Source organism: Paroceanicella profunda (assembly GCF_005887635.2).
Classification (GTDB): Bacteria; Pseudomonadota; Alphaproteobacteria; order Rhodobacterales; family Rhodobacteraceae; genus Paroceanicella; species Paroceanicella profunda.
This window is the reverse complement of the sequence record NZ_CP040818.1, coordinates 1,207,656-1,228,849: the sequence shown is the minus strand read 5'-3', so window position 1 is coordinate 1,228,849 and position 21,194 is coordinate 1,207,656. Positions and strand designations below refer to the sequence as shown.

Annotated in this window: 16 protein-coding genes; 5 read left to right on the top strand and 11 right to left on the bottom strand. The window is 70.1% G+C overall.

The features are described from left to right. Window positions 1-3: 3 nt before the first annotated feature. The 3 genes from FDP22_RS05495 (at window position 4) to FDP22_RS05485 (ending at window position 4,400) form a co-directional block, all read left to right on the top strand. Window positions 4-1,551, top strand: a complete 1,548-nt coding sequence (locus tag FDP22_RS05495; RefSeq protein WP_138575683.1) for an Ig domain-containing protein — start codon at window positions 4-6, stop codon at window positions 1,549-1,551. Next, on the top strand, window positions 1,548-3,029 hold the full coding sequence (locus FDP22_RS05490; RefSeq protein ID WP_138575682.1) for a hypothetical protein: 1,482 nt from the start codon (window positions 1,548-1,550) through the stop codon (window positions 3,027-3,029). The genes FDP22_RS05495 and FDP22_RS05490 overlap by 4 nt, the downstream gene beginning before the upstream one ends. A 372-nt stretch (window positions 3,030-3,401) precedes the next feature. Continuing rightward, on the top strand, window positions 3,402-4,400 hold the full coding sequence (locus FDP22_RS05485; protein WP_239031874.1) for a zinc-dependent alcohol dehydrogenase family protein: 999 nt from the start codon (window positions 3,402-3,404) through the stop codon (window positions 4,398-4,400). A 349-nt stretch (window positions 4,401-4,749) separates the two neighbouring features. On the opposite strand, the gene paoC is transcribed toward FDP22_RS05485, so the two are convergent. The 8 genes from paoC to FDP22_RS05445 form a co-directional block, all read right to left on the bottom strand. Continuing rightward, complete coding sequence (gene paoC / locus FDP22_RS05480) at window positions 4,750-6,936, bottom strand: aldehyde oxidoreductase molybdenum-binding subunit PaoC (RefSeq protein WP_138575680.1); 2,187 nt, start codon at window positions 6,934-6,936, stop codon at window positions 4,750-4,752. A gap of 1 nt (window position 6,937) precedes the next feature. Then, the gene (locus FDP22_RS05475; protein WP_138575679.1) at window positions 6,938-7,888 is read right to left on the bottom strand and encodes an FAD binding domain-containing protein; all 951 of its coding nucleotides are present in this window, start codon (window positions 7,886-7,888) and stop codon (window positions 6,938-6,940) included. Then, a complete protein-coding gene (gene paoA, locus FDP22_RS05470) occupies window positions 7,885-8,490 on the bottom strand; it encodes an aldehyde dehydrogenase iron-sulfur subunit PaoA (RefSeq protein WP_138575678.1) in 606 nt (201 codons plus the stop codon). The genes FDP22_RS05475 and paoA overlap by 4 nt, the downstream gene beginning before the upstream one ends. 776 nt (window positions 8,491-9,266) lie before the next feature. After that, a complete protein-coding gene (locus FDP22_RS05465) occupies window positions 9,267-10,016 on the bottom strand; it encodes an ABC transporter ATP-binding protein (RefSeq protein ID WP_138575677.1) in 750 nt (249 codons plus the stop codon). A 5-nt stretch (window positions 10,017-10,021) separates the two neighbouring features. Further along, complete coding sequence (locus FDP22_RS05460; RefSeq protein WP_138575676.1) at window positions 10,022-10,858, bottom strand: ABC transporter ATP-binding protein; 837 nt, start codon at window positions 10,856-10,858, stop codon at window positions 10,022-10,024. Continuing rightward, window positions 10,855-11,760 (bottom strand): ABC transporter permease, encoded by a 906-nt coding sequence (locus FDP22_RS05455; RefSeq protein WP_138575675.1) that lies wholly within the window; start codon window positions 11,758-11,760, stop codon window positions 10,855-10,857. The genes FDP22_RS05460 and FDP22_RS05455 overlap by 4 nt, the downstream gene beginning before the upstream one ends. Beyond that, window positions 11,757-12,818, bottom strand: a complete 1,062-nt coding sequence (locus tag FDP22_RS05450) for an ABC transporter permease (RefSeq protein WP_138575674.1) — start codon at window positions 12,816-12,818, stop codon at window positions 11,757-11,759. Before FDP22_RS05450 ends, FDP22_RS05455 begins: the two co-directional genes overlap by 4 nt. Before the next feature lie 42 nt (window positions 12,819-12,860). Beyond that, window positions 12,861-14,465, bottom strand: coding sequence for an ABC transporter substrate-binding protein (locus FDP22_RS05445; RefSeq protein ID WP_138575673.1), 1,605 nt, complete (start codon window positions 14,463-14,465; stop codon window positions 12,861-12,863). Window positions 14,466-14,612: 147 nt separating this feature from the next. Between FDP22_RS05445 and FDP22_RS05440 the strand changes: the two genes are divergently transcribed. Both FDP22_RS05440 and FDP22_RS05435 read left to right on the top strand, forming a co-directional pair. Beyond that, window positions 14,613-15,662 (top strand): dipeptidase, encoded by a 1,050-nt coding sequence (locus FDP22_RS05440; protein ID WP_138575672.1) that lies wholly within the window; start codon window positions 14,613-14,615, stop codon window positions 15,660-15,662. 76 nt (window positions 15,663-15,738) lie between these two features. Next, window positions 15,739-16,542: a sulfotransferase family protein gene (locus tag FDP22_RS05435; RefSeq protein WP_138575671.1), complete on the top strand. Its 804-nt coding sequence runs from the start codon at window positions 15,739-15,741 to the stop codon at window positions 16,540-16,542. 184 nt (window positions 16,543-16,726) lie between these two features. Here the strand turns inward: FDP22_RS05435 and FDP22_RS05430 are convergent, their stop codons facing one another. The 3 genes from FDP22_RS05430 to FDP22_RS05420 all read right to left on the bottom strand — a co-directional run bounded on the left by FDP22_RS05430 (window position 16,727) and on the right by FDP22_RS05420 (window position 20,846). Then, window positions 16,727-17,509, bottom strand: coding sequence for a hypothetical protein (locus tag FDP22_RS05430; RefSeq protein ID WP_138575670.1), 783 nt, complete (start codon window positions 17,507-17,509; stop codon window positions 16,727-16,729). A gap of 653 nt (window positions 17,510-18,162) precedes the next feature. Further along, window positions 18,163-20,112: a monovalent cation:proton antiporter-2 (CPA2) family protein gene (locus FDP22_RS05425; RefSeq protein WP_138575669.1), complete on the bottom strand. Its 1,950-nt coding sequence runs from the start codon at window positions 20,110-20,112 to the stop codon at window positions 18,163-18,165. Continuing rightward, entirely contained in the window at window positions 20,112-20,846 is a 735-nt protein-coding gene (locus FDP22_RS05420) for a Crp/Fnr family transcriptional regulator (RefSeq protein ID WP_138575668.1), read from the bottom strand. The genes FDP22_RS05425 and FDP22_RS05420 overlap by 1 nt, the downstream gene beginning before the upstream one ends. Window positions 20,847-21,194: the final 348 nt, after the last annotated feature.

Below are 21,194 nucleotides of genomic sequence, written 5' to 3'. Positions count from 1 at the left end.
GACATGATCTCGATCGGTCTCGACCCTCTCGCGCTTGCCGTGATCTACGGCAACCGCGAGCCGCCGCTGCCGCCGGTGAACACGAGCGCGCCGACCATCGCGGGCACTCCGCAGGTCGGCGCCTCGCTCACCGGCACCACGGGCAGCTGGGACAACATCACCGACCAGAACCTGTTCTGGTCCTGGCAGTTGAACGCTGCGGATATCCCGGCGCAGAACGGCACCGGGGCCGTGGTCGAGCCGCTGCTGCTCACCGACAGCCACCTGCTGGGCGCCGTGCGATTGCGGGTGACCGCGACCACCGGCGGCGGGCGGGTGTCGCAATATTCGGGCGCGCTCACGGTGGTGCACGTGCCCCCGGTGGCGCTTGGCGGCACGCCGGTCATCGCGTTCCGGATCGACGATCCGGGGCTCACGCAGTCCGTCGTGTCGGGGTTCACCGGCGCGGGGCTGAGCTATGCGCTTGCGCCGGGTTCGGCGGCGTTGCCGGCCGGGCTGTCGCTTTCCGCCTCCGGGGCGATCACCGGCACGGCGACCGGCCCCTCCGGCGACACGACCATCACCGTGCGCGCCAGCAACACCGGCGGCTTTGCCGACCGGAGCTGGATCGTGCGCATCGCAACGCCCGCCTTCTCGGCCGATTACGAGACGGGGAGCTATTCCGCCATCGGCATTCCTTCGGCGGATTTCGACGACCTGCACGCCTTCACCCGGGCCTCGGAGGCCTCCTACACCGATGCAGGCGGGCTGATCGCCTTCGCGGGGCCGAATGAGCCGCGTCTGCAGCACACTGCGGCCGGCGCGCCGCTCGGGCTGCTCATCGAGCCACCGTCCACAAACATCTTCCTGCAGTCGGAGGATTTCACCGACGCCGGGCTCTACACCAACAAGATCACCGTGACGGCGAATGCCGTTGCGGCGCCGGACGGCACGATCACGGCGGAACTGCTGGAATCCACCGGTGCCAACGGGGAGCTGTATCGGCAGATGCCCTGCATCGCCGGGGTGGAGTACAGGTTCTCGCTGTGGCTCCGCTGCCCGTCCGGGACGGTGGATCTCCACATCCGCCTGCGGACGGCGGACGGCACGCTCTTCGCCGGAAACCTGCTCACCGTCACCACGAGCTGGCAGAGGTTCGAGGTGTCGAAGGTGGTGCCCGACGGCGAGACCGCGTTGCGCGCCTGCCTCGGGGGGGCATCCTCCTTCACCAGCGGAGAGGCTGTCTACATCTGGGGTGCCCAGGTGGAGGAGGCCGGAACGGCGGCAGGCACCTACGTCCGCTCCGGGGCCACTGCCGGCATGCGCGCCACGGAGACGATCTCCCTCGACGTGCTCGACCCGGGCATCCACGACATCACCACGATTGATACCGACAGCACCCGCCGGACGCAGTTCGGCGTGGTGGTGACCGGCAGCTACTGGCCTTCCGATGTCGTGATGCCCCGGCGCATCTACGGCTACCCCTCCGCCTTCGAGGGGCTGACCCTGCCGAACGGCAGTTTCCTGCAGACCGAATCCGGACTGGCCCTCACACTGGAGACCCGCTCATGACCACGCTTTCCCAGATCGCCAATCACGTGAGCCAGCCCGAGGCCACGGACAGGCTCTACATTCTCGATGTGTCCGACGCCTCGGACGGCCCGGGCGGCAGCAGCGGCTACACCACGCCGGGCGACCTGCTCGCCCCCGTGCGCTACGGGTTCAGCACCCGGGCGCTGGCCCAGACCACGGCGGTGCCCGCGGGCGCGGAGCACATCAGCGTGGGGGGGCTGCACTACAAGCTGGATTCGGGCGGTACCGCGCTCACCACGCTCGACGGGCGGAAATGGTCGCCCGACGGCACGGCGACCTACGAGCACTGGGGGGCCACCGCCAGCGATTCCAGCGATGACACCGTGGCCCTGCGCGCCGCCCATGACTGGGCGATGAAGAACAACGTGCCGCTGCGCCCGCAGGGCGGCGTGTACCGCGTGAGCGGCACGATCATCGACTATGACGTGCAGCGCGACGGCACGAATTGCAGCCTCAACCTGGTCGGGGACGGTATCGAGCGGACCAAGATCAAGGTGACTGCCGCACCCGGGGATTTCCTGATCAAGATCGTCGGCGACACCTCGGCCTACAACCAACCGCATGCGAAGTTCTTCAACATCGAGAACCTCAGCATCGAGGGCGACGGAGAGTCCACCATCGACGTGTTCTCCATCGTCTGCGCCGGCAAGGTGCACCTGAAGCGGATCAACGTTTTCAACTGCCGGGGATACGTGGTGCGGGCGCTGGAATGGTGGGACAGCGAGTTCGACCTCTCCTGCACCCGCTGCGGCGATGACGGGCTGGGCGCAAACAGCGGCAGCAACGGCACGCAGGTGAAGCCGGCCTTCCAGAAACCGGCGATTGTCTTCAACTACTACTTCGCCTCCGCAGTGGCCAATTCGGCCTGCAACAACATCTACATGCCCAAGACCTTCCAGATCGAGAGCTCGCGGCATACCGCGATGTACTGGGGGCCCGGCACGCGGAAATGCGCGCTTTACGGCAAGATCCACGGTTATCCGCCGCAGGAGATTCCGTTTCCGCACCTGGTGATGGACGGTGCCCGGCAGAACTTCATCATCGGCGCCAACCTGACCGAGTGCAACGGCATCGCGATCCGCATCATCAACGAGAATGCCTACATTCCCACCGAGAACATGATCGTGGGGTCCTACATCGATGCGGATTCCGGAAGCTGCGTGGTGATCGACGGCGGGCGCCGCAACATCGTGGTGGGCAATTGCTTCGACACCACGGGCATCGGCGTGAACGTGATGAGCGGGCTCGACAACGTGGTGCATTCCAACGTGAATTCGAACGGCACCGTGGTGGCCGCGGTGACGGACCCGGCGGCGCTGGAGCCGTTCAATGTGCTGTCGGATTTCGAGATGGCCACGGCGGGATCGGCCATCGTGCTCACCGCGTCCAACGGAACCAAGCACCGGCTGACGGTGTCGAACGCCGGTGTGCTGCTGCTCAACGGCACAAAGGTGTGACGCGCGCTCCCCGCCGGCGTGGGCCGCTCACTCGGTGAGACGGCCCACGATGGCGTTGGTGCTCCGCGCGGGCCGGTTCGCCGGGTGTGGCGTGCCGTTCGCACCGTGGCCGGGGCGGGATTGCGGGCGATTGGCGGCGGCTGCGCCGGGTGGGGCTGGCACGGAGTTCGTGGTGCCAGGGCGCTGCGGCCGGAGGTCGATCGGGCCAGTGGAAGGGGCACTCGCGCCTCACGAACGGGACATCCCGGCCCGGGAAGTTTTGTAAACGCCGGCCGGGGCTGCGATACTGGGTTCTCGCAATTCTCCGGCGGGTCGCCTCTCGGTCCCCGCCCGGGCCAATCCGACCACTGCGAAGGACCCAAGATGAGACAGATGCAGATCGCTGCCCCCGGCGGGCTGGACAACCTGGTGATGGTCGACGCACCGGAGACGCCGCCGCCCGGCCCCGGCGAGATCCGCGTGCGCATCCGCGCAAGCTCGCTCAATTTTCATGATCTCATCGTGGCCAGCCGCCCGGACTGGGTGGCGGACGGCCGCATTCCGCTGGCGGATGGCGCCGGGGTCGTCGACAGTGTGGGCGCCGGGGTCGAGGGGTTCGCGCCCGGGGATCACGTGGTGTCAGGCTTCTTTCCGCAGTGGCTGGAGGGCCCGGACATGCCGGGGGATTTCTCCGGCACGCCCGGTGACGGGATCGACGGTTTTGCCCGCGAATGGGTCACCCTGCCGGCCACCGCCTTCACCCTCAGCCCGAAAGGTTGGTCGCATGCCGAGGCGGCGACCATCACCACTGCCGGGCTCACCGCCTGGCGCGCTCTCGTGGTGAACGGCGGGCTGAAGGCGGGTGAGACGGTGCTGGTGCTGGGCACCGGCGGTGTGTCGATCTATGCGCTGCAGATCGCGAAGGCGATGGGCGCGCGGGTGATCGCCACATCCTCCTCCGACGCGAAGCTGGAGCGGGTCCGGGCGCTGGGGGCGGAGGCGGTGATCAACTATCGCACCACGCCGGACTGGGGCGCGGAGGTGCGCGCGCTGACCGGCGGGCGCGGCGTGGACCACGTGATCGAGGTCGGCGGCCCGGCGACGCTGGAGCAGTCGATCGCCGCGGCGCGGATCGGGGGGCATATCTCGCTGATCGGCGTGCTGACCGGGCGCAGTGGCGAGGTGCCGACCAGCGCGCTGATGGCCCGCCAGCAGCGGCTCCAGGGGCTCATCGTCGGCAGCCGGCGCCACCAGACGGAATTCGTCGCGGCGCTCGATGCCACCGGGCTACGGCCGGTGATCGACCGGGAGTTCCCGCTGGACGAGCTGCGCGAGGCCTTCGAATGGCAGGCCGCCGGCAGCCATTTCGGGAAGATCGTGGTGAGCGTCTAGGCAGCCGCACGGGCGTGCCCCCGGCGCCACGCTCTGTCGGGGGAAGATCCGGTTCCAGGGACTGTCCTGTGCCTTGGCTCGCGCAGAGGGGGGGCAGGCACACGGGCATCTCTCCCCAGGCATTGCTGAAACGGGCGGTGTTTCGGAAAATCTCTGACCGGCAATGCCCGCTCGGCGTCCTGGCGCCGGGGGTTTGGGGCGCTCCTTCCGCAGGGCTGGCGGCAACGGGCGGACTTCTCGCAAGGCCGTCGCACGGAGCCGCGCGCCGCGGGGCGGGCGGTTCGCTGGGCGGCGGAGGAACCGGGCGCGTCCCGCGAGGGGAAGCGCCCGGTCGGTGGCGCCGGGCGGATCAGATCTCCGGCAAGCCGGCCAGCAGCTTGTCGAGGGTGAGCGGGTAGTCCCGCACGCGCACGCCGGTGGCGTTGTAGACCGCGTTGGAGATGGCCGCGCCCACACCGCACAGGCCCAGTTCGCCGATGCCCTTTGCCTTCAGCGGCGAGGAATTGGCGTCGGTGTCCTCGATGAAGATCACCTCCTGCGACGGGATGTCGGAATGCACCGGCACCTCGTAGCTCGCGAGGTCGTGGTTCACGAAGAAGCCGCGCGCCGTGTCCACCGCCAGTTCCTCGGAGAGCGCGGCGCCCACGCCCATGGTCATCGCGCCGATCACCTGGCTGCGGGCGGTGATCGGGTTGAGGATGCGGCCAGAGTCGCAGACCGCCAGCATCCGCCGCACCCGGGTTTCGCCGGTGGCGACATTCACCCCCACCTCGACGAAATGCGCCCCGAAAGTGTCCAGCTCCGCGGCACTGCGGAAGTCGCCGAACTCGATCGTGTCCTCGACCACGATCTCCCCGCCCGCGGCCGCCTCGGCCAGCGGGATCGCGCGGGCGCCGGAGCGGACCATGCCGTCAGAGAAATCGATCTCCGCCTGGTTCAGGCCGAGGGCCTTCGCCACCGCCTCACGCAGCTTCACGCAGGCGGCATAGACGCCGGCGGTGGAGCAGGAGGCGCCGAACTGCCCGCCGGACCCTGCGGCCACCGGATAGTCGCTGTCGCCCAGGCGCATCTCGATCTGCCCGAGTTCGAGCCCCATCATCTCCGCCGCGGTCTGGGCCATGATGGTGTAGGAGCCGGTGCCGATGTCCGTCATGTCGCTCTCGACGATCACCCTCCCGTCCGGCTGCAGCCGCACGCGCGCGCCGGAGGCCAGGGCCGGCGAGCCGCGGAACGCCCCGGCCATGCCGTGGCCGATCAGCCAGTCCCCCTCGCGGCGCTGCCCCGGAACCGGGTTGCGCGCCGACCAGCCGAAGGCCGCGGCGCCGCGCTCCAGGCAGTCCACGAAGTTGCGCCGGGAGAAGCGGCGGTCCGGGTTTGCCGGGTTCACCTGGGTGTCGTTGAGGGCGCGGAAGGCGACCGGGTCCATCTTCAGTGCCTCGGCCATCTCGTCCATCGCGATCTCGAGGGCCATCAGGCCCGGGGTCTCGCCGGGCGCGCGCATGGCGTTGCCCTCCGGCAGGTCCAGCTCCACGAGGTTGACCCGGGTCATACGGTTGGCGCCGGCGTAGAACATCTCGCTCTGCGCGGTCGCGGTCTCCGGGCTGCCGCCGGGCAGGTTGCCGGAGGTGCTCTCGTGGGAGAGCGCGGTGATCCGGCCATCCGTTCCCGCGCCGATGCGGATGTGCTGCAGGGTGGCGGCGCGGTGGGTGCCGTTGTTGGTGATGAAGGGCCGCGGCAGCATCACCTTCACCGGGCGGCCGACGCGCCGCGCGGCATGCGCGGCCATCACCACGTCCGAGCGCACGAACAGCTTTCCGCCGAAACCGCCACCGATGTAGGGGCTGTCCACGCGGATGTTCTCCTGCGGGATGCCCAGCACGGTGGCCAGGTCGCGCCGCGCCCAGGCGATCATCTGGTTCGAGGTCCAGACCGTGAGCCTGTCGCCCTCCCAGGCGGCGATGGTGGCATGCGGCTCCATCGCGGCGTGGTATTCGCCGGGAGTGGAATAACGCTGGTCGATGGTGACCGGGGCTTCGGCGAAGGCGCTCTCGAAATCGCCGTGGCTCATGTCCGGGTCGCCCGGCTCATGCGCGGCGGCGGCGGCGTGCAGGTCGAAGCGGCCCGCCTCGGGGGCATAGTCCACCGAGACGAGGGCGGCCGCGGCGCGGGCCTGCTCGAAGGTCTCCGCGATCACCACGGCGATGGCCTGGTGGTAGTGCTGCACCCGGTCGCCGCCGAACAGCAGCGCGGTGTTCATCGGGCCGTTCTCGTGCGGGCCCACCTCCGGCGCGGTGACGATGCCGAGCACGCCGGGCGCCCCGCGGGCGGCGAGGGTGTCGATGCCCAGGATGCGGCCCTTCGGGATGCCGGCCACCACGGGCCACCCGTAGACCTGTCCCTCGGCCACGTCATGCCGCTCATAGGCGTAGGGCGCGGTGCCGGTGGTCTTCAGCGCGCCGTCGATGCGCGGGTGCGGCTGGCCGACGACGCGGAGCCGCTCGATGGGGGTGTCGGTTGCGGGGCTGTCGTAGAGCATGTCAGGTCCTCGCTTTCTGCAGCAGCAGCGCCAGCGCGCGCTCTGCCAGCGGCAGCTTGAAGGCGTTCTGCGCCGTGGGGCGCGCATCGGCGAACATCGCCTCGGTCACGGCGCGGGCCCCTTCGGGCAGGGCCGCCTCGGCCGCCTCCACCCGCCAGGGTTTCGGCGCCACGCCGCCCATGGCCACCCGGCCGCTGCCGTCGGGCTGCACGATCACCCCCACGGACACCAGCGCGAAGGCGTAGGAGGCCCGGTCGCGCGCCTTGTGGTAGAGGTGCACCCCCCCCGGCGGCGCCGGCAGCACCACGGCGGTGATCAGCTCGCCCTCGGCGAGATCGGTCTCGTTTTCGGGCGTGTCGCCGGGCAGGCGATGGAAGTCCGCGATGGGAATTGCGCGGGTCTCGCCGGTGGCGGTCACCGTCTCGACCACCGCATCGAGGGCGCGCATCGCGATGGCCATGTCGGAGGGATGGGTGGCAATGCAGGCGTCCGAGGTGCCCACGATGCCGAGCTGGCGGGAGAAACCCGCCACCGCCGGGCAGCCGGAGCCCGGCACGCGCTTGTTGCACGGCTGGTCGGTGTCGTAGAAATACGGGCAGCGGGTGCGCTGCAGCAGGTTGCCGGCCGTGGTGGCCTTGTTGCGCAACTGCCCGGAGGCCCCGGCCACCAGCGCCCGTGTCAGCAGCGCGTAGTCGCGCCGCACGCGCGGATGCGCCGCGAGATCGGTGTTGCGCACCATGGCGCCGATGCGCAGGCCCCCCTCCGGCGTGTCCTCGATGGTGTCGAGCCCGAGGCCCGTCACGTCGATCAGGTGCGAGGGTGCCTCGATCTGCAGTTTCATCAGGTCGACGAGATTGGTGCCGCCGGCAATGAATTTCGCGCCCTCGGTGGCCATGGCGGCCTGCGCGGCCTCGGCCGGGGTGGCGGGACGTTCGTAGCTGAAGCCTCTCATGACTGCGCCTCCGCCACTTCGGTGATCGCGGCGAGGATGTTGGCATAGGCGCCGCAGCGGCAGAGGTTGCCGCTCATCCGCTCGCGGATCTCCTCCTCGGTGATCTGAATCGGCGCGGTGAGGTCTGCGCTCACGTGGCTGGGGATGCCGGCGCGGATCTCCTCCAGAACGGCCTTGGCGGAGCACACCTGGCCGGGCGTGCAATAGCCGCACTGGAATCCGTCATGGGCAATGAAGGCCGCCTGCATCGGGTCGAGCGCCTCCGGCGTGCCGATCCCCTCGATGGTGGTGATCTCGTCCTCCTGGTGCATCACGGCGAGGGACAGGCAGGCGTTCACCCGGCGCCCGTTCACCATCACCGTGCAGGCGCCGCACTGGCCGTGGTCGCAGCCCTTCTTCGAGCCGGTGAGCCCGAGGGTCTCGCGCAGCAGGTCGAGCAGCGTGGTGCGGTTGTCCACCTGCAGGTCATGCGCCGTGCCGTTGATGCGCAGCGCGAGCCGGGAGGTCGTCGGGCGGGAGGAGGCGGGCGCGGGGCGGGCGGCCGGGGTGTCGGATGCCACCGGTGCCGGGCGGGTGCGGTCGATCGCGTTTGGTGGGGTCATGGTTTCGATCCTTGTCTCTGGCGGACGTCCGCGGGCGCACGTCTTGATAGCTTGTGGCAAAGTCGCTCAGGGCTGAACGCATGTCGGACGGCAGACGTTGCGCCGGCGGGCCCGGGTATTTCATCTGGCGCGGCGGCCCGGGCCGAAAACCCCGCCGATCCGGGATGCACTTGTCGCTCTGCTTCATGAATCCGGGCCGGCCGCTGCGCGGGCCCGACCGGCGGTCGGCCTGCCTCGGACCGCAGGCTCACCGCCCGGCACAGCAGGAGGCGGAGCCGCGCAACCGGGTGATGCGCAAGGAAGGACAGGCACCCGCCGGCACCCGACCGGCGACGCGGCGCAAGGAACGGGCGTCCTGAAGCGCGGAGCCGGAGACGTCCATCCCGGGCGCCTGCGATCGGCCGCGCGCAGGCGGGTGCGCCCGAACGCGGATGCGTGGCCGGTAGGGACCGTGCGGCCAATGGCGGGCAGGTGGCCAGTGGAAGCGGGGAGACGGCAGACCCTTGTGGGTGCGTCTGTCCGCGCGCACCCGACAGGCGCGGGACTGCGCCAGCCGGCAACCGTGTTCCGTGCTCATCAGGTGGTCCGTCCCGGATGACCCGGGGTGACGGGTGTCCGGCTCGGGCGTCGCGTCGTGTGCGTGGTCTTGATCCGGAGCGAAGCCGCGTGCTTCCGCCACGGGGTGATCCGCCACGTCATGCCACGGCACTGCCCCGCGTTTTCGCGCGCCCGCTCGCGGGGCCGGGCGGCCGCGCCCGGTTCCGGGGGCGGCGGCTTCAGCTCGTCAGGCGGTCGGCGCTGGCGGCGAAGAGCTCGCGGGTATAGGCCGATTGCATGGTGCCCCCGGCGAGGGCGGCGCGGTCGAGCTGCTCCACCGATTTGCCCTCCTTCATCACCAGCAGCCTGTCGCACATGTGGTCGACCACCGCGAGGTCATGGCTCACCATCAGGAAGGTGAGGCCCCGTTCCTCGCGCAGGCGGGAGAGCAGGTTCAGCGCCTCGGCCTGCACGGAGGCATCGAGCGCCGAGGTGGGTTCGTCCAGCAGCAGGATTTCCGGCTCCAGCATCAGTGCCCGGGCGATGGCGACGCGCTGGCGCTGGCCGCCGGAAAGCTGGTGCGGGAAGCGGAAGCGGAAGCCGCGGCCCAGGCCCACGTCCTCCAGCGCGCGGTTCACCCGCGCGTCGCGGTCTCCGATGCCGTGGATGGCCAGCGGCTCGGAGAGCGTGCGGTCCACCGTGTGGCGCGGGTGGAGCGAGGCGAACGGGTCCTGGAACACCATCTGCACCTGCCGGGTGAAGGCGCGGCCGTGGCGCAGGGGCTTGCCGTCGATGCGGATGCTGCCGGCGCTCACCGGTGCCATGCCGCAGATGGCGCGCAGGATGGTGCTCTTGCCCGAGCCGCTCTCGCCCACGAGGCCGAAGCTCTCGTGGCGGTTCACGGCGAGGCTCACCCCGCGCACGGCATGCACCAGCCGGCCCTTGACGCGGAAGGTGACCTCGAGGTTCTCGATCTCGATGAAGGACATGCCGCTCACTCCGCCCAGGCCGCGTCGCGCGAGAGCGTGGGCAGGGGCCCGCGGTCTCCGCCGATGCGCGGCAGGCAGTTGAGCAGGCCGCGGGTGTAGGGGTGCTGCGCGGAATCGAGCCCCTTCGCGTCCAGCTCCTCCACCACCCGGCCGCGGTACATCACCAGCACCCGGTCGCAGAAGCGGCTGACCAGGCGCAGGTCATGGCTGATGAAGATCAGCCCCATGCCGCGCTCGCGCACCAGCGCGTCGAGGATGCGCAGCACCTCGGCCTGAACGGTGACATCGAGCGCGGAGGTGGGTTCGTCCGCGATCAGCAGGTCCGGGCCCGGGATCAGCATCATCGCGATCATCACCCGCTGGCCCATGCCGCCGGAAAGCTCGTGCGGGTAGGCGTCCATCACCCGGTCCGGGTCGCGGATCTGCACCGCGTTCAGCGCCTCCACCGCGCGGCGGCGCGCCTCGGCCCGGCCCACCCGGGCAAGGCGGCGCAGGCCTTCGGTGAGCTGGTCGCCCACCTTCATCACCGGGTTGAGGGAGTATTTCGGGTCCTGCATCACCATGGCGATGCGGTTGCCACGCAACGCGCGCATGCGGCCCTCGGGGAGGGTGAGCAGGTCCTGCCCGTCGAAGCGCATCGCCGTCGCGGTGATGCGCCCGGGCGGGCGGATGAGGCGCAGCACGGAACGGCCGGTCATCGTCTTGCCCGAGCCGCTCTCGCCCACGATGCCGAGGCGCTCGCGCCCCAGCGAGAAGCTCACCCCGCGCACCGCCTCCACCACGCCGGCGGCGGTGTGGAAGCTCACGTGCAGGTCGTCGATCTCCAGCAGGGGGGTGGTCATCGGCTGGCACTCCTTGGGTCGAGCACGTCGCGCAGCCCGTCGCCGAGCAGGTTGAACCCGAGCGAGACGATGAAGATGGCGAGGCCCGGCATGGTGGCCACCCACCACTGGTCGAACAGGAACTTGCGCCCCGAGGAGATCATCAGCCCCCATTCCGGCAGCGGCGGCTGCGCGCCGAGCCCGAGGAAGCCCAGCCCGGCGGCGGTGAGGATGATCCCCGCCATGTCGAGCGTGACGCGGATGATGACGGACGGCAGGCACATCGGCATCACGTGGCCGAGGATGATCCGCCCCGCCCCCGCGCCCTGCAGGCGCACGGCGGCGATGTAGTCGGAGGTGCGCACGGTGAGCGTCTCGGCCCGGGCCACGCGGGCATAGGGCGGCCAGGCGGTGAGGGCGATGGCGAAGACCGCGTTCTCGATGCCCGGCCCCAGCGCCGCCACGAAGGCAAGCGCGAGGATGAGCCGCGGGAAGGCGAGGAAGATGTCCGTCACCCGCATCAGCACCGTGTCCACCCAGCCGCCGAAATAGCCCGAGACCGTGCCGATGATCAGCCCGAAGACCGGGGCGGTCACCGTCACCAGCGCCACGATGTAGAGGGTGATGCGCGCGCCGAACACCAGGCGGGACCAGATGTCCCGCCCGAACTCGTCGGAGCCGAGGAGATAGCCGGGGCTGCCCGGCGGCTGCAGCCGGCCGGAGAGCTCCTGCGCCACGGGGTCATGCGTGGCGATCAGCGGCGCCGCGGCGGCGGCGAAGAGCAGGGCCAGCACGATGATGAGCCCGGTCATCGCCAGCGGGTTGCGCGCGAAGCGCAGCCAGCCCAGCCAGGCCTGCCCGGCCCGGGCCTGCAGGCGCGAGCGCGGGTTCGGGTCGCGCAGCCAGGAGGATGCGGCGCTCATGTGCGCGCCCTCGGGTCGACCAGCTTGTAGAGCACGTCGGAGATCATGTTCAGGGCCACGAACGTGGCGCCCACGATCACAGTGCCGCCCATCACCGCGTTCATGTCGGCCGAGAACAGCGCGTTGGTGATGTAGAGGCCGAGGCCGGGCCAGGCGAAGACGGTCTCCGTCAGCACCGATCCCTCCAGCAGGTTGGCGTAGGAGAGCGCGATCACCGTGATGAGCGGCACCGCCACGTTGCGCAGCGCATGCACCCAGATGACGCGCCATTCCGGCATGCCCTTCACCCGGGCGGTGGTGACATATTCCTGGGAGAGCTCGTTCATCATGAAGCTCCTGGTCATGCGGCTGATGTAGGCCATGGAGTAGTAGCCCAGCACCCCGGCGGGCAGGACGATGTGGGTGAGCGCGTTGGCGAACACGTCCCAGGCGCCGGCCAGCGCGCTGTCGATCAGGATCATGCCGGTCACCGGGGTGACGTCCAGTTCGAAGGTGAACTGGTAGGAGGTGTCCAGCCGCCCCGGCCCGCCCACCCAGCCGAGGTTGCCGTAGAACACCAGCAGCCCGATGAGCCCGAGCCAGAAGATCGGCATGGAATAGCCCGCGAGGCCGATCAGCCGCACCAGCTGGTCGATCCAGGTGCCGGGCCGCGTGGCGGCCAGCACGCCCGCCGGCACGCCCAGCAGAACCCCGAAGATGGTGGCGATGGTCGAAAGCTCCAGCGTGGCGGGGAAGACGCGGGCGATATCGTCCAGCACCGGCTGGGAGGTGAGCAGGGCGCGGCCGAAATCGCCGCGCAGCGCGTCACCCACGTAGATCAGGAACTGGGTGACGAGCGGCTCGTTCAGGCCGAGCGCCTCGCGCGCCGCCTCGTATTGCGCCGTGGTGGCGCGCTCGCCCACCACGGCGAGCACGGGGTCGATCGGCACCACGCGGCCGATCACGAAGGTGACGGCCAGCAGGCCGAGCAGGGTCACCGCGAGGGTGACCGCGAAGCCGCCGACCTGCCGCGCGGTGCGCAGCAGCGGCGAGGAGGCGATGAGGGTGCTTTCAGCCATGAGGGAATCGGCGGGGGCGCGCGGCGGCGCCCCCGGCCATGGTCACTTCGTGACCGACCAGTAGAAGGCGGAGTGGATCGAGCCGCCGGCGTTGAACCCCTCCACATTCGCACGCATCGCGTTCTGCTGGATGATCTGGAACATCGGGATGAAGGGCGATTCCGCCTGGTGCTGCTTCTGGACGTCGAGATACATCTGCGCGCGGGTGTCGGAATCCTTCTCCAGCACGGCGGCGTCCACCTCGTCCTGCATCTCCTGGGGCACGGCCCAGGCGGTGCGCCAGGCCAGCAGGCCGGTCAGCTTCGCCTCGTCCGAGTTGTCCGGGTTGCGGGCGAACGTGTCGGCGTTTGTGTGCGGGTCCGGATAGTCCGGGCCCCAGCCCTCCAGGGCGATCTGGTGCTCGCGGGCGCGGTATTCGCCCAGCACTTCCTTGCCGGTGCCCACGTTCAGCTCGATACCGATGCCGGCCTGGCCGAAGGTGTTCTGGATCGACTGGGCCATTTCCAGCCGGTCCTGGTTGTTGCGCACCGTGATGGTGAAGGAGAGGTCGCTCACCCCGGCCTCCGCCAGCAGGCCCTTGGCCTTCTCCACGTCCAGCGAATAGGGCGTGTCGGAGAGCGCGCCGAGGAAACCGTTGGGCAGGAAGGCCTGGTGCACCTCGTACTGGCCCTTGAGGAAGGAGGAGGACATGCCCTCGTAATCCACCAGGTACTTCATCGCCTCGATGACCTTCGGGTTGGCCAGCGCCTCCACCTTCTGGTTGAGGGCGAGATACATGATCTGGCCCTTCTCGGTGTCCTCCACCTTCAGGTCCTCGTTGCCGGCGATGCCCTCGATGTCCACCGGGGTGAGCTTGCGGGCGATGTCGATGTCGCCCTTCTCCAGCAGCAGGCGCTCGGTGGCGGGCTCGGGCACGTGGCGCACGAAGACGCGCTTCATCGCCACGTCGCCGCGCCAGTAGCCGTCATTGGCCTCCAGGATGTAGCTGTCGGAGGGCTTGTAGGCGCGCAGGTGATAGGCGCCGGAGCCGGCGGTGTTGGTCTTGAGCCACTCGTAGCCCATGTCGCCGTCCACCTCGTGTTCCAGCGCGGTCTTCTTGTCGATGATCGAGCCGATGGTGGCGGTGAGGCAGTTGTAGAAGAACGACGGCGCGTAGGGCTTGTCGACGACGATGGTCAGCGTGTCGCCCTCATAGGAGATCTTCTCGTCCACGTTCTCGGGGGTGAAGCCGAACTGGGTGAGGATGAAGGAGGGCGTCTTGTCCAGCTTCACGGCGCGCTGCAGGGTCCAGGCGGCGTCCTCGGCCGTCACCGGGTTGCCGGAGGCGAATTTCGCGTCCGAGCGCATCTTGAAGGTGTAAGTCAGCCCGTCGTCGGCCACCTCCCAGCTCTCGGCGAGGCCGGGCACCAGCGGGCCCAGGTTCGCCGGGTCCAGCTCCACCAGCGTGTCGTACACGTTGTTGAGCAGGTTGCCGCCGGACCATTCGAAGGCCTCGGCCGGGTCAAGCGAGACGATGTCGTCGATGGCGTCGGCAATCACCAGCGTGTCGGCCGGGGTCTCGGCCATCATCGCCTGGGGTGCGGCACCAAGCAGGAGCGCGGCCATGACAGCCGGCCCCGCCTTCCTGAGGAGGGGGTTGAAGATCATTGGTAGCTCCCTGTTTTTCGGAGGCGGCCGTCGAGGGACGCCTTGGGGGAAGTTTGACAACGACCGCGCCCTGTTGTCCAGATGGTCAGCAACACTGATTTATCCGCCCGGGCCGCGCATCCTCCCGGCGCGGGAGGGAGCGATCCGATGACACAGCCGGTTTTCGACGGCCACAATGACGTGCTTCTCCACCTCTGGCGTGCGGGGGACCGCATGGGGCAGAGCTTCTTCGACGGTCGCGCCGGGCACGTCGACCTGCCGAAGGCGCGGGCCGGCGGGCTGGCGGGCGGCTTCTTCGCCGTCTTCGTGCCCAACGGCCCGGCCCAGCCCGAGCCGGATGACGGCGATGACGGCGAGGTTCTGGAGATGCCGCCCATCGGCAGCGTGGGCACGTCCCAGGCCCGGCGCGCCACGCTGGAGATCGCCTCCGTTCTGATCCGCATGGCCGCCGCCCGGCCGGACGCCATCCGCATCTGCCGCAGCGCCGCGGAGATCGACGCCGCGCAGGCCGCCGGCGCCATCGCCGCCATCCTGCACGTGGAGGGCTGCGAGGGCATCGGCGCGGATCTCGATGAACTGCACGTGCTGCATGCGGCCGGGCTGCGCTCGCTCGGGCCGGTGTGGTCGCGGCCGAACATCTTCGGGCACGGGGTGCCGTTCCGCTTCCCCTCCTCGCCGGACACCGGGCCCGGCCTCACCGACGCCGGGCGGCGGCTGGTGGCGGAGTGCAACCGGCTGGGCATCGTGGTCGACCTCTCGCACCTGAACGAGGCCGGCTTCTGGGAGGTGGAGAAGCTCTCCGACGCGCCCCTCGTCGCCACCCATTCCAACGTGCACGCCATCGCCCCCTCCTCGCGCAACCTCACGGACCGGCAGCTCGACGCGATCGCGGCCACGGGTGGCGTGGTGGGGCTGAACTACGCGGTGAGCTTCTTGCGCGAGGACGGCCGCAAGAGCGCCGACACGCCGCTCTCGGTCTGCGTGGCGCATCTCGCCCATCTGGTGGAGCGGCTGGGCGAGGGCGGCGTGGCGCTGGGGTCGGACTTCGACGGCGCTCTGATCCCGGAGGGCATCGGCTCCGCCGCCGGGCTGCAGAACCTCGTCGCGGCCATGCGCGACGCGGGCTTCGGCGAGACGCTCATCGCGCGGATCTGCTGGGGCAACTGGGTCGATCTGCTGCGGCGCACCTGCGGCTGAGGCCCGCGCGGCGCTTGCCCCCGGCCCCGTGCCGGGGCTAAGCCTCGGGGCAATTGCCGGACCGGAGGACCAGACCATGCGCAAGGTTTTCATTCTCGGGGCGCATCGCTCCGGAACCTCGAAGCTCGCCGCCTATTTCAAGGAGGTGCTGGGCTTTCGCGGCTACGCGGAGGGGCACATCTACCGGCTGGTGCCGCACCTGATGCAGGGCAACCGCGCCATCCAGAAGTCCATCCCGGAGAATGCGTTCGAGATCAACCGGATCGGCAAGCGCACCATCATCGACCATCTGGTCCTGAGCCTCGACGCGCTGATCTCCGAGCACCACCACCACGAGGATTACTACGACAAGACCCCCGGCTTCCAGATGCTGGACGCGGCACCCGCCCTCCACCGCTGCCTGCCGGAGGCGCGGTTCATCCACGTGCACCGCAACGGCATCGAGAATGTCGCCTCCAACCTGCGCAACTGGGAACGGCGCGGCTTCAAGGATGCCTGCGGCATGTGGCAGAGCGCGCTCGACGCCTGGTTCCGCGTGAAGGACCGCATCGCGGACCGCTGCTACGAGATCGAGATGGACGCGCTGAAAACCGACAGCTGGCGCATCCACCAGGAAATCTGCGCCCACCTCGCCCTGGAAAACCGCTGGAGCCGCGACGAGATCGAGGCCTATTTCGGCGCCGGCAGCAGCACGAGCACCGTGCCGCTGGCGCCGCCGCGCGCGCCGCTGCTGGAGGACATGGACTGGTCGCCGGCGCAGAAGGCGCTGTTCGTGGAAACCTGCGGTGAAAACATGCGGCGCTGCGGCTACTGGACCGCCGCAGAGGCAGCCGCCGCCGCGCCCGAACCCGGCTCCGCCCCTCCCTCCGCCCCGGCCTGACGGCCGGAGGCGGAGACCGGCCGGGAGCCCCCGCCGTCGGCCGCGCGGCGCCGTTCCCGGGCGTCCGTCGCGGGCAAGCGTTCCGGCCGCGGGCCGGCTTGCCGACAGGGTGCTGCGCCAGTCGGGGGAGACCCGCATCGCTGCGGCACGGCGGGGCCGGAGCGGGGGCCGGGGCCGCCTGTGGTCAGTCGAGCATCCAGCCATAGCCGGCGGCGCGCACGCTCTCCGCCAGGGCGTCGTGGTTCTCCACCAGGGCGGACACGGGCTCGGGGTTCATGCGCATGTTGCTCGGCGTGGCATCGAGGTCCGCGCGCTCCAGCACCTGCCCGGCGCCGGCGGTCACGAAGGGCGCGAAGCTCCCGTCCGGCCGGAACATCGTCTCGTAGATGAACTCCCGGCGATTCGGCACATTGGCGAACATCAGCTTCACCGCCCGGTCATCCTCGATCATGGTGCGGATGCGCAGCACGGTCTGAACCGGGTCGATCGTCACCCTGCCCTTTTCGGGCGGCATGTCGCCGGCGTGGCGGGCGGACCATTTCCCGGTCTTGCGCGCCATCTCCTCGGAGATGTGCATGCGCAGCTTGTTGCGGCGGATGATGTGGAACACCGGCGGCCGGGTCTCCTCCATGAAGCGCACCAGGTAGGGCACCTGCCCGGTGAACGGGCCCTCGGGGGGGATGGCGTTCAGCGCGAAATACTTCAGGTCGATCACCACCGGGCTGCCCTCCGCCAGCCGGTGCAGCTCCTGCAGGTACTCGCGGAACAGCCAGCCGTGGTGCGCGGTGTTCACCAGCCGGGGTTCCTCGGCCACCCGCCGGGCGAGGTAGCCGTAGAAGCGGTGCGGCCGGGTGATGTCGCCGTGGAAGGCCTCATCGGCATTGAAGGCGCCGTATTTCATGAAGAGCTCGCGGAGAACGGTGGTGCCGCTGCGCTGTCGGCCGATGATGAAGACGGTCTTCTGCATGGGGATGATCTGTGTCCGAACGGGTGATGTGGCGGGCCCGGCGCGCGAGAGCCTGCCTGCCGGCTGGCCCCGGGGCCGGCGGGCGGCGCACGGGGGCGTGCGAAGGCAGGGCGCGGAGCCCGCGGTGGCGGGGCGGTACGTGCCCCCTGTTAGGGCGTGCGGGGCCGGCTTGTCGAGAAAAAGCCGCCGTGGCGCGACAGTGTCGCGCGCTGGCCCCCTGCGCGGCCCCGTGCCGGGAAGGTGTGCCGGAACGGGCTCCGGGCTGGCACGTCGCGCCCGGTGTGCGGAGAGACGCCCCCGCGCCGGGTGCGCGCCTCGCGTGTCGCGCCGGGCGTGTGCCTCGCGTGCGGGACGGCGCGCACCCGGTGTGTGGAGAGACACACTCGCGCCGGGCGTGCGCCCGGCGTGCGGGCAGGCGCCGTTGCGCACCGGGCGTGGGGAAGCCCCGTCTCGCCGGCGTGTCCGGCGTGCGGGGAGGCGTCGTCAGGCCAGCGGTACGCCTCGCATGCGGAGAGATTTCGTCCCGCCGGGGCTGCGCCCGGCGTGGGGAGGCGCCTCCCGCCGGGGGAGCGCCCGGCCTGGTGGGAGGCGCCATCCCGCCCGGGTGGCCGCCCCTCACGCCGCCCCCGGGCGGCGGAGGCGACGGCGCGGGATCAGTCCCGCACGGAGGCAGGCGGCGGGCCGACCGTTTCCGCCTGCGCGGCGCCGGCAAGGTCCGGCTCCGGCGCGGGGGCGCGGTCCGTGTCGGGGGTGTCGAAGGTTCCGGCCTCGCGCAGCGCGACGGCGCGTTCCTGGCGCAGCACCTCGCGCAGGGTCTCGAAGCGAAGCCGGCTCTCGTTCACGTAGGAGGTGTTGAGATGCATCGCCACCCGGCGGTCCCAGAAGCTGTAGAGATCCTTCACGCTGCGGGCGTCATGGCGGGCGAAGGTCTCGACCAGCCGGTCGACCGCATGCGCCTCCTTGCCCAGCGAGAGCAGGGTCTGGCGTGCGGTCTCCAGCGCGGAATGGAAGGTCTCGCGCACCACGATGTCCGCGCCTGCGTCCATCAGTTCGTACTGGTGGATGCGGTCATAGGCCCGGGCGATCACCCGCACCTCGGGCCAGGTGTGCTTGGCCATGGCGGTGAGCTGCACCGCCTTCTCCCGGTCGTCGATGGCGACGACCAGCACGCTTGCCTCGGCGATGCCGGCGGCGCGCAGGATCTCCGGGCGCGCCGGGTCTCCGTAATAGGCCTTCTGGCCGAAATGCCCGACCACGCCCACCCGCTCCGCGGCATTGTCCACCACCACCACCGGCAGGCCGATGCCGGTCATCATGCGCTGGACGATCTGGCCGAAGCGGCCGATGCCGGCGATGATCACCGTGCCGGTCTCCTCGATCACGTCGGCCTCGCGCGGGGCGGCGGCGGCGGCAGGGCGGCGCAACTGGCGCGCGGCCAGCACGAACAGCAGCGGGCTGGCCAGCATCGACAGCGCCACCACCAGCGAGAGCGGCGCGGTCACGCTGGCGGGCAGCACGTTGGCGCCGGTGGCGAAGGTGATGAGCACGAAGGCGAATTCCCCCGCCTGCGCCAGCCCCAGCGACACCAGCATCGAATCTCCCGAGCCGAGCCGGAACACCCTGGTGAGCAGCAGCACGACGAGGAATTTCACCGCCATCAGCGCCAGCGTGGCCGCGATGATCGGCAGCGGGTCCGCGAAGAGGGCGAACAGGTCGAACCCGGCGCCGACCGTGATGAAGAACAGCCCCAGCAGCAGGCCCTTGAACGGCTCGATATGCGATTCGATCTCGTGGCGGTATTCGCTGCCCGAGAGCGCCACGCCGGCGGTGAAGGCGCCGAGCGCCGGAGTGAGCCCGACATAGCCCATCGCCCAGGAGATGCCGATGATGAGCAGCAGCGTGGCGGCGGCGAAGATCTCGGTGAGGCGGCCGCGGGCGATGAAGCGGAACACCGGGCGGCTGAGATAGCGCCCGCCCACGATGATCGCCGTCATCTCGGCGAGGATGACCAGCGCATGCGCCCAGTCCGGCAGCGCCGCGACCAGCGAGCCGGTGGAGAGCACCTCCGCCCCCGCCCCCGCGCCGGGGCCGTCCAGCGCCAGCAGCGGCAGCATCGCGATGATGGGGATCACCGCGATGTCCTGGAACAGCAGGATGGCGAAGGCGGTCTGCCCGCCGGGGCGGCGCATCCAGCCGCGTTCGCGCAGGGTCTGCAGCACGATCGCGGTGGAGGAGAGCGCCAGGATCAGCCCCACCGCCAGCGCCGGCTCCCATCGGTAGCCCCAGGCGATGAGCCCGCCGGAGATCAGCCCCGCGGTGAGGCTGATCTGCAGCCCGCCCAGCCCCAGCAGCCGCGAGCGCATGCGCCACAGCTTGGCCGGGTCCAGTTCCAGCCCGATCAGGAACAGCATCATCACCACGCCGAATTCGGCGAAATGCTGGATGTCGCCGGTTTCCTCGCCCACCCAGCCGAGGATCGGCCCGATCACCACGCCGGCGATCAGGTAGCCCAGCACCGAGCCGAGCCCGAGCCGGTTCGACAGCGGCACGGCCACCACCGCCGCCGCCAGGTAGAGGATGGCCTCGAGCAGGATCCCTTCCATCACACCCCCGTGCTGTTGAGCGCGTCGAGGGTGATGTCCTCCTCCAGCGCGGTGATCGAGGGCACGATGAGCGAGCGTCCCTCGCGCCGGATCAGCCCGGCCTTGAGCATCCGGCCCATCTCGCGCGCCACGGTCTCGCGGTTGGTGGAGAGATAGCCGGCGATTTCGAGCTGGGTGGGAGGCGTGGCGATGCGCGCCCGGTCGGAGGTGCCCAGCCGGTTGGCGCGCGCGAGGCGCAGCACCTCGCGCGCGGCGCGCTGGGGCGCGGTGAGCGCGGAAATGTCGGTCATCCGCTCGGTCATGCCGCGCAGCTTGGCCACCAGGATCCGGCACAGGGCGAAGGAGAAGTCCGGCCGCTCGCTCACCAGGTCGCGGAAGGCGGTGGCGGAGATTCGCGCGGCGATGCAATCGGTCTGCGCCACCACGCTGGAGGAGCGCGGCGCCTGGTCGATGGCCGAGAACTCGCCGAAGCAATCGCCCGGCGCGAGGCCCAGGAAGGCCACCTCGCGGCCGTTCTCGGTGAAGACGGTGGCCTTCGCGGCGCCGGTGAGCAGGAACCAGACGTCCCGCTCGGGGTCGTCCGCGTTGATCATCAGGCTGCCCAGCGGGTAGTTGCGCGCCCGCCAGCGCATGCCGAGCGCGTCCAGCGACGGCTGTTCGAGCATGCTCAGCAGCGATCCTTCCCTGAACCGGACGGTCAGGCCCCAGAGTTTCCGCCCTGTCGGCTCGGCCATGGCAGGTGTCTCCCGGTTCGGCGGTTTCGAGGTGTGGCAAGCCTATTTCGTCACGGGGTTCCTGCGCAATGCTCGGAACGTGCGCAATTGCACAGTACCCTCGAAAAGATCATGCGAGAGTTACTCCATTGGTAGCGGCGAGACCAGCGATGTCGAGATCGGATCGGCTTCGGCCGGACCCTGCCAGGTGGGGTGGTATTGCTGGACGTGTTAGTGAGTAGAGCCAGGCGTGTGCGTAAAGCCGCATATAGCTGCAAGTGTTTCACACAAAATCATTGATCTACGTATCGGCGTCATCTTCTCCGGACGCGATGCCGGGCCGGCGTCCCGCCTGTCGGGGCGCCGGTT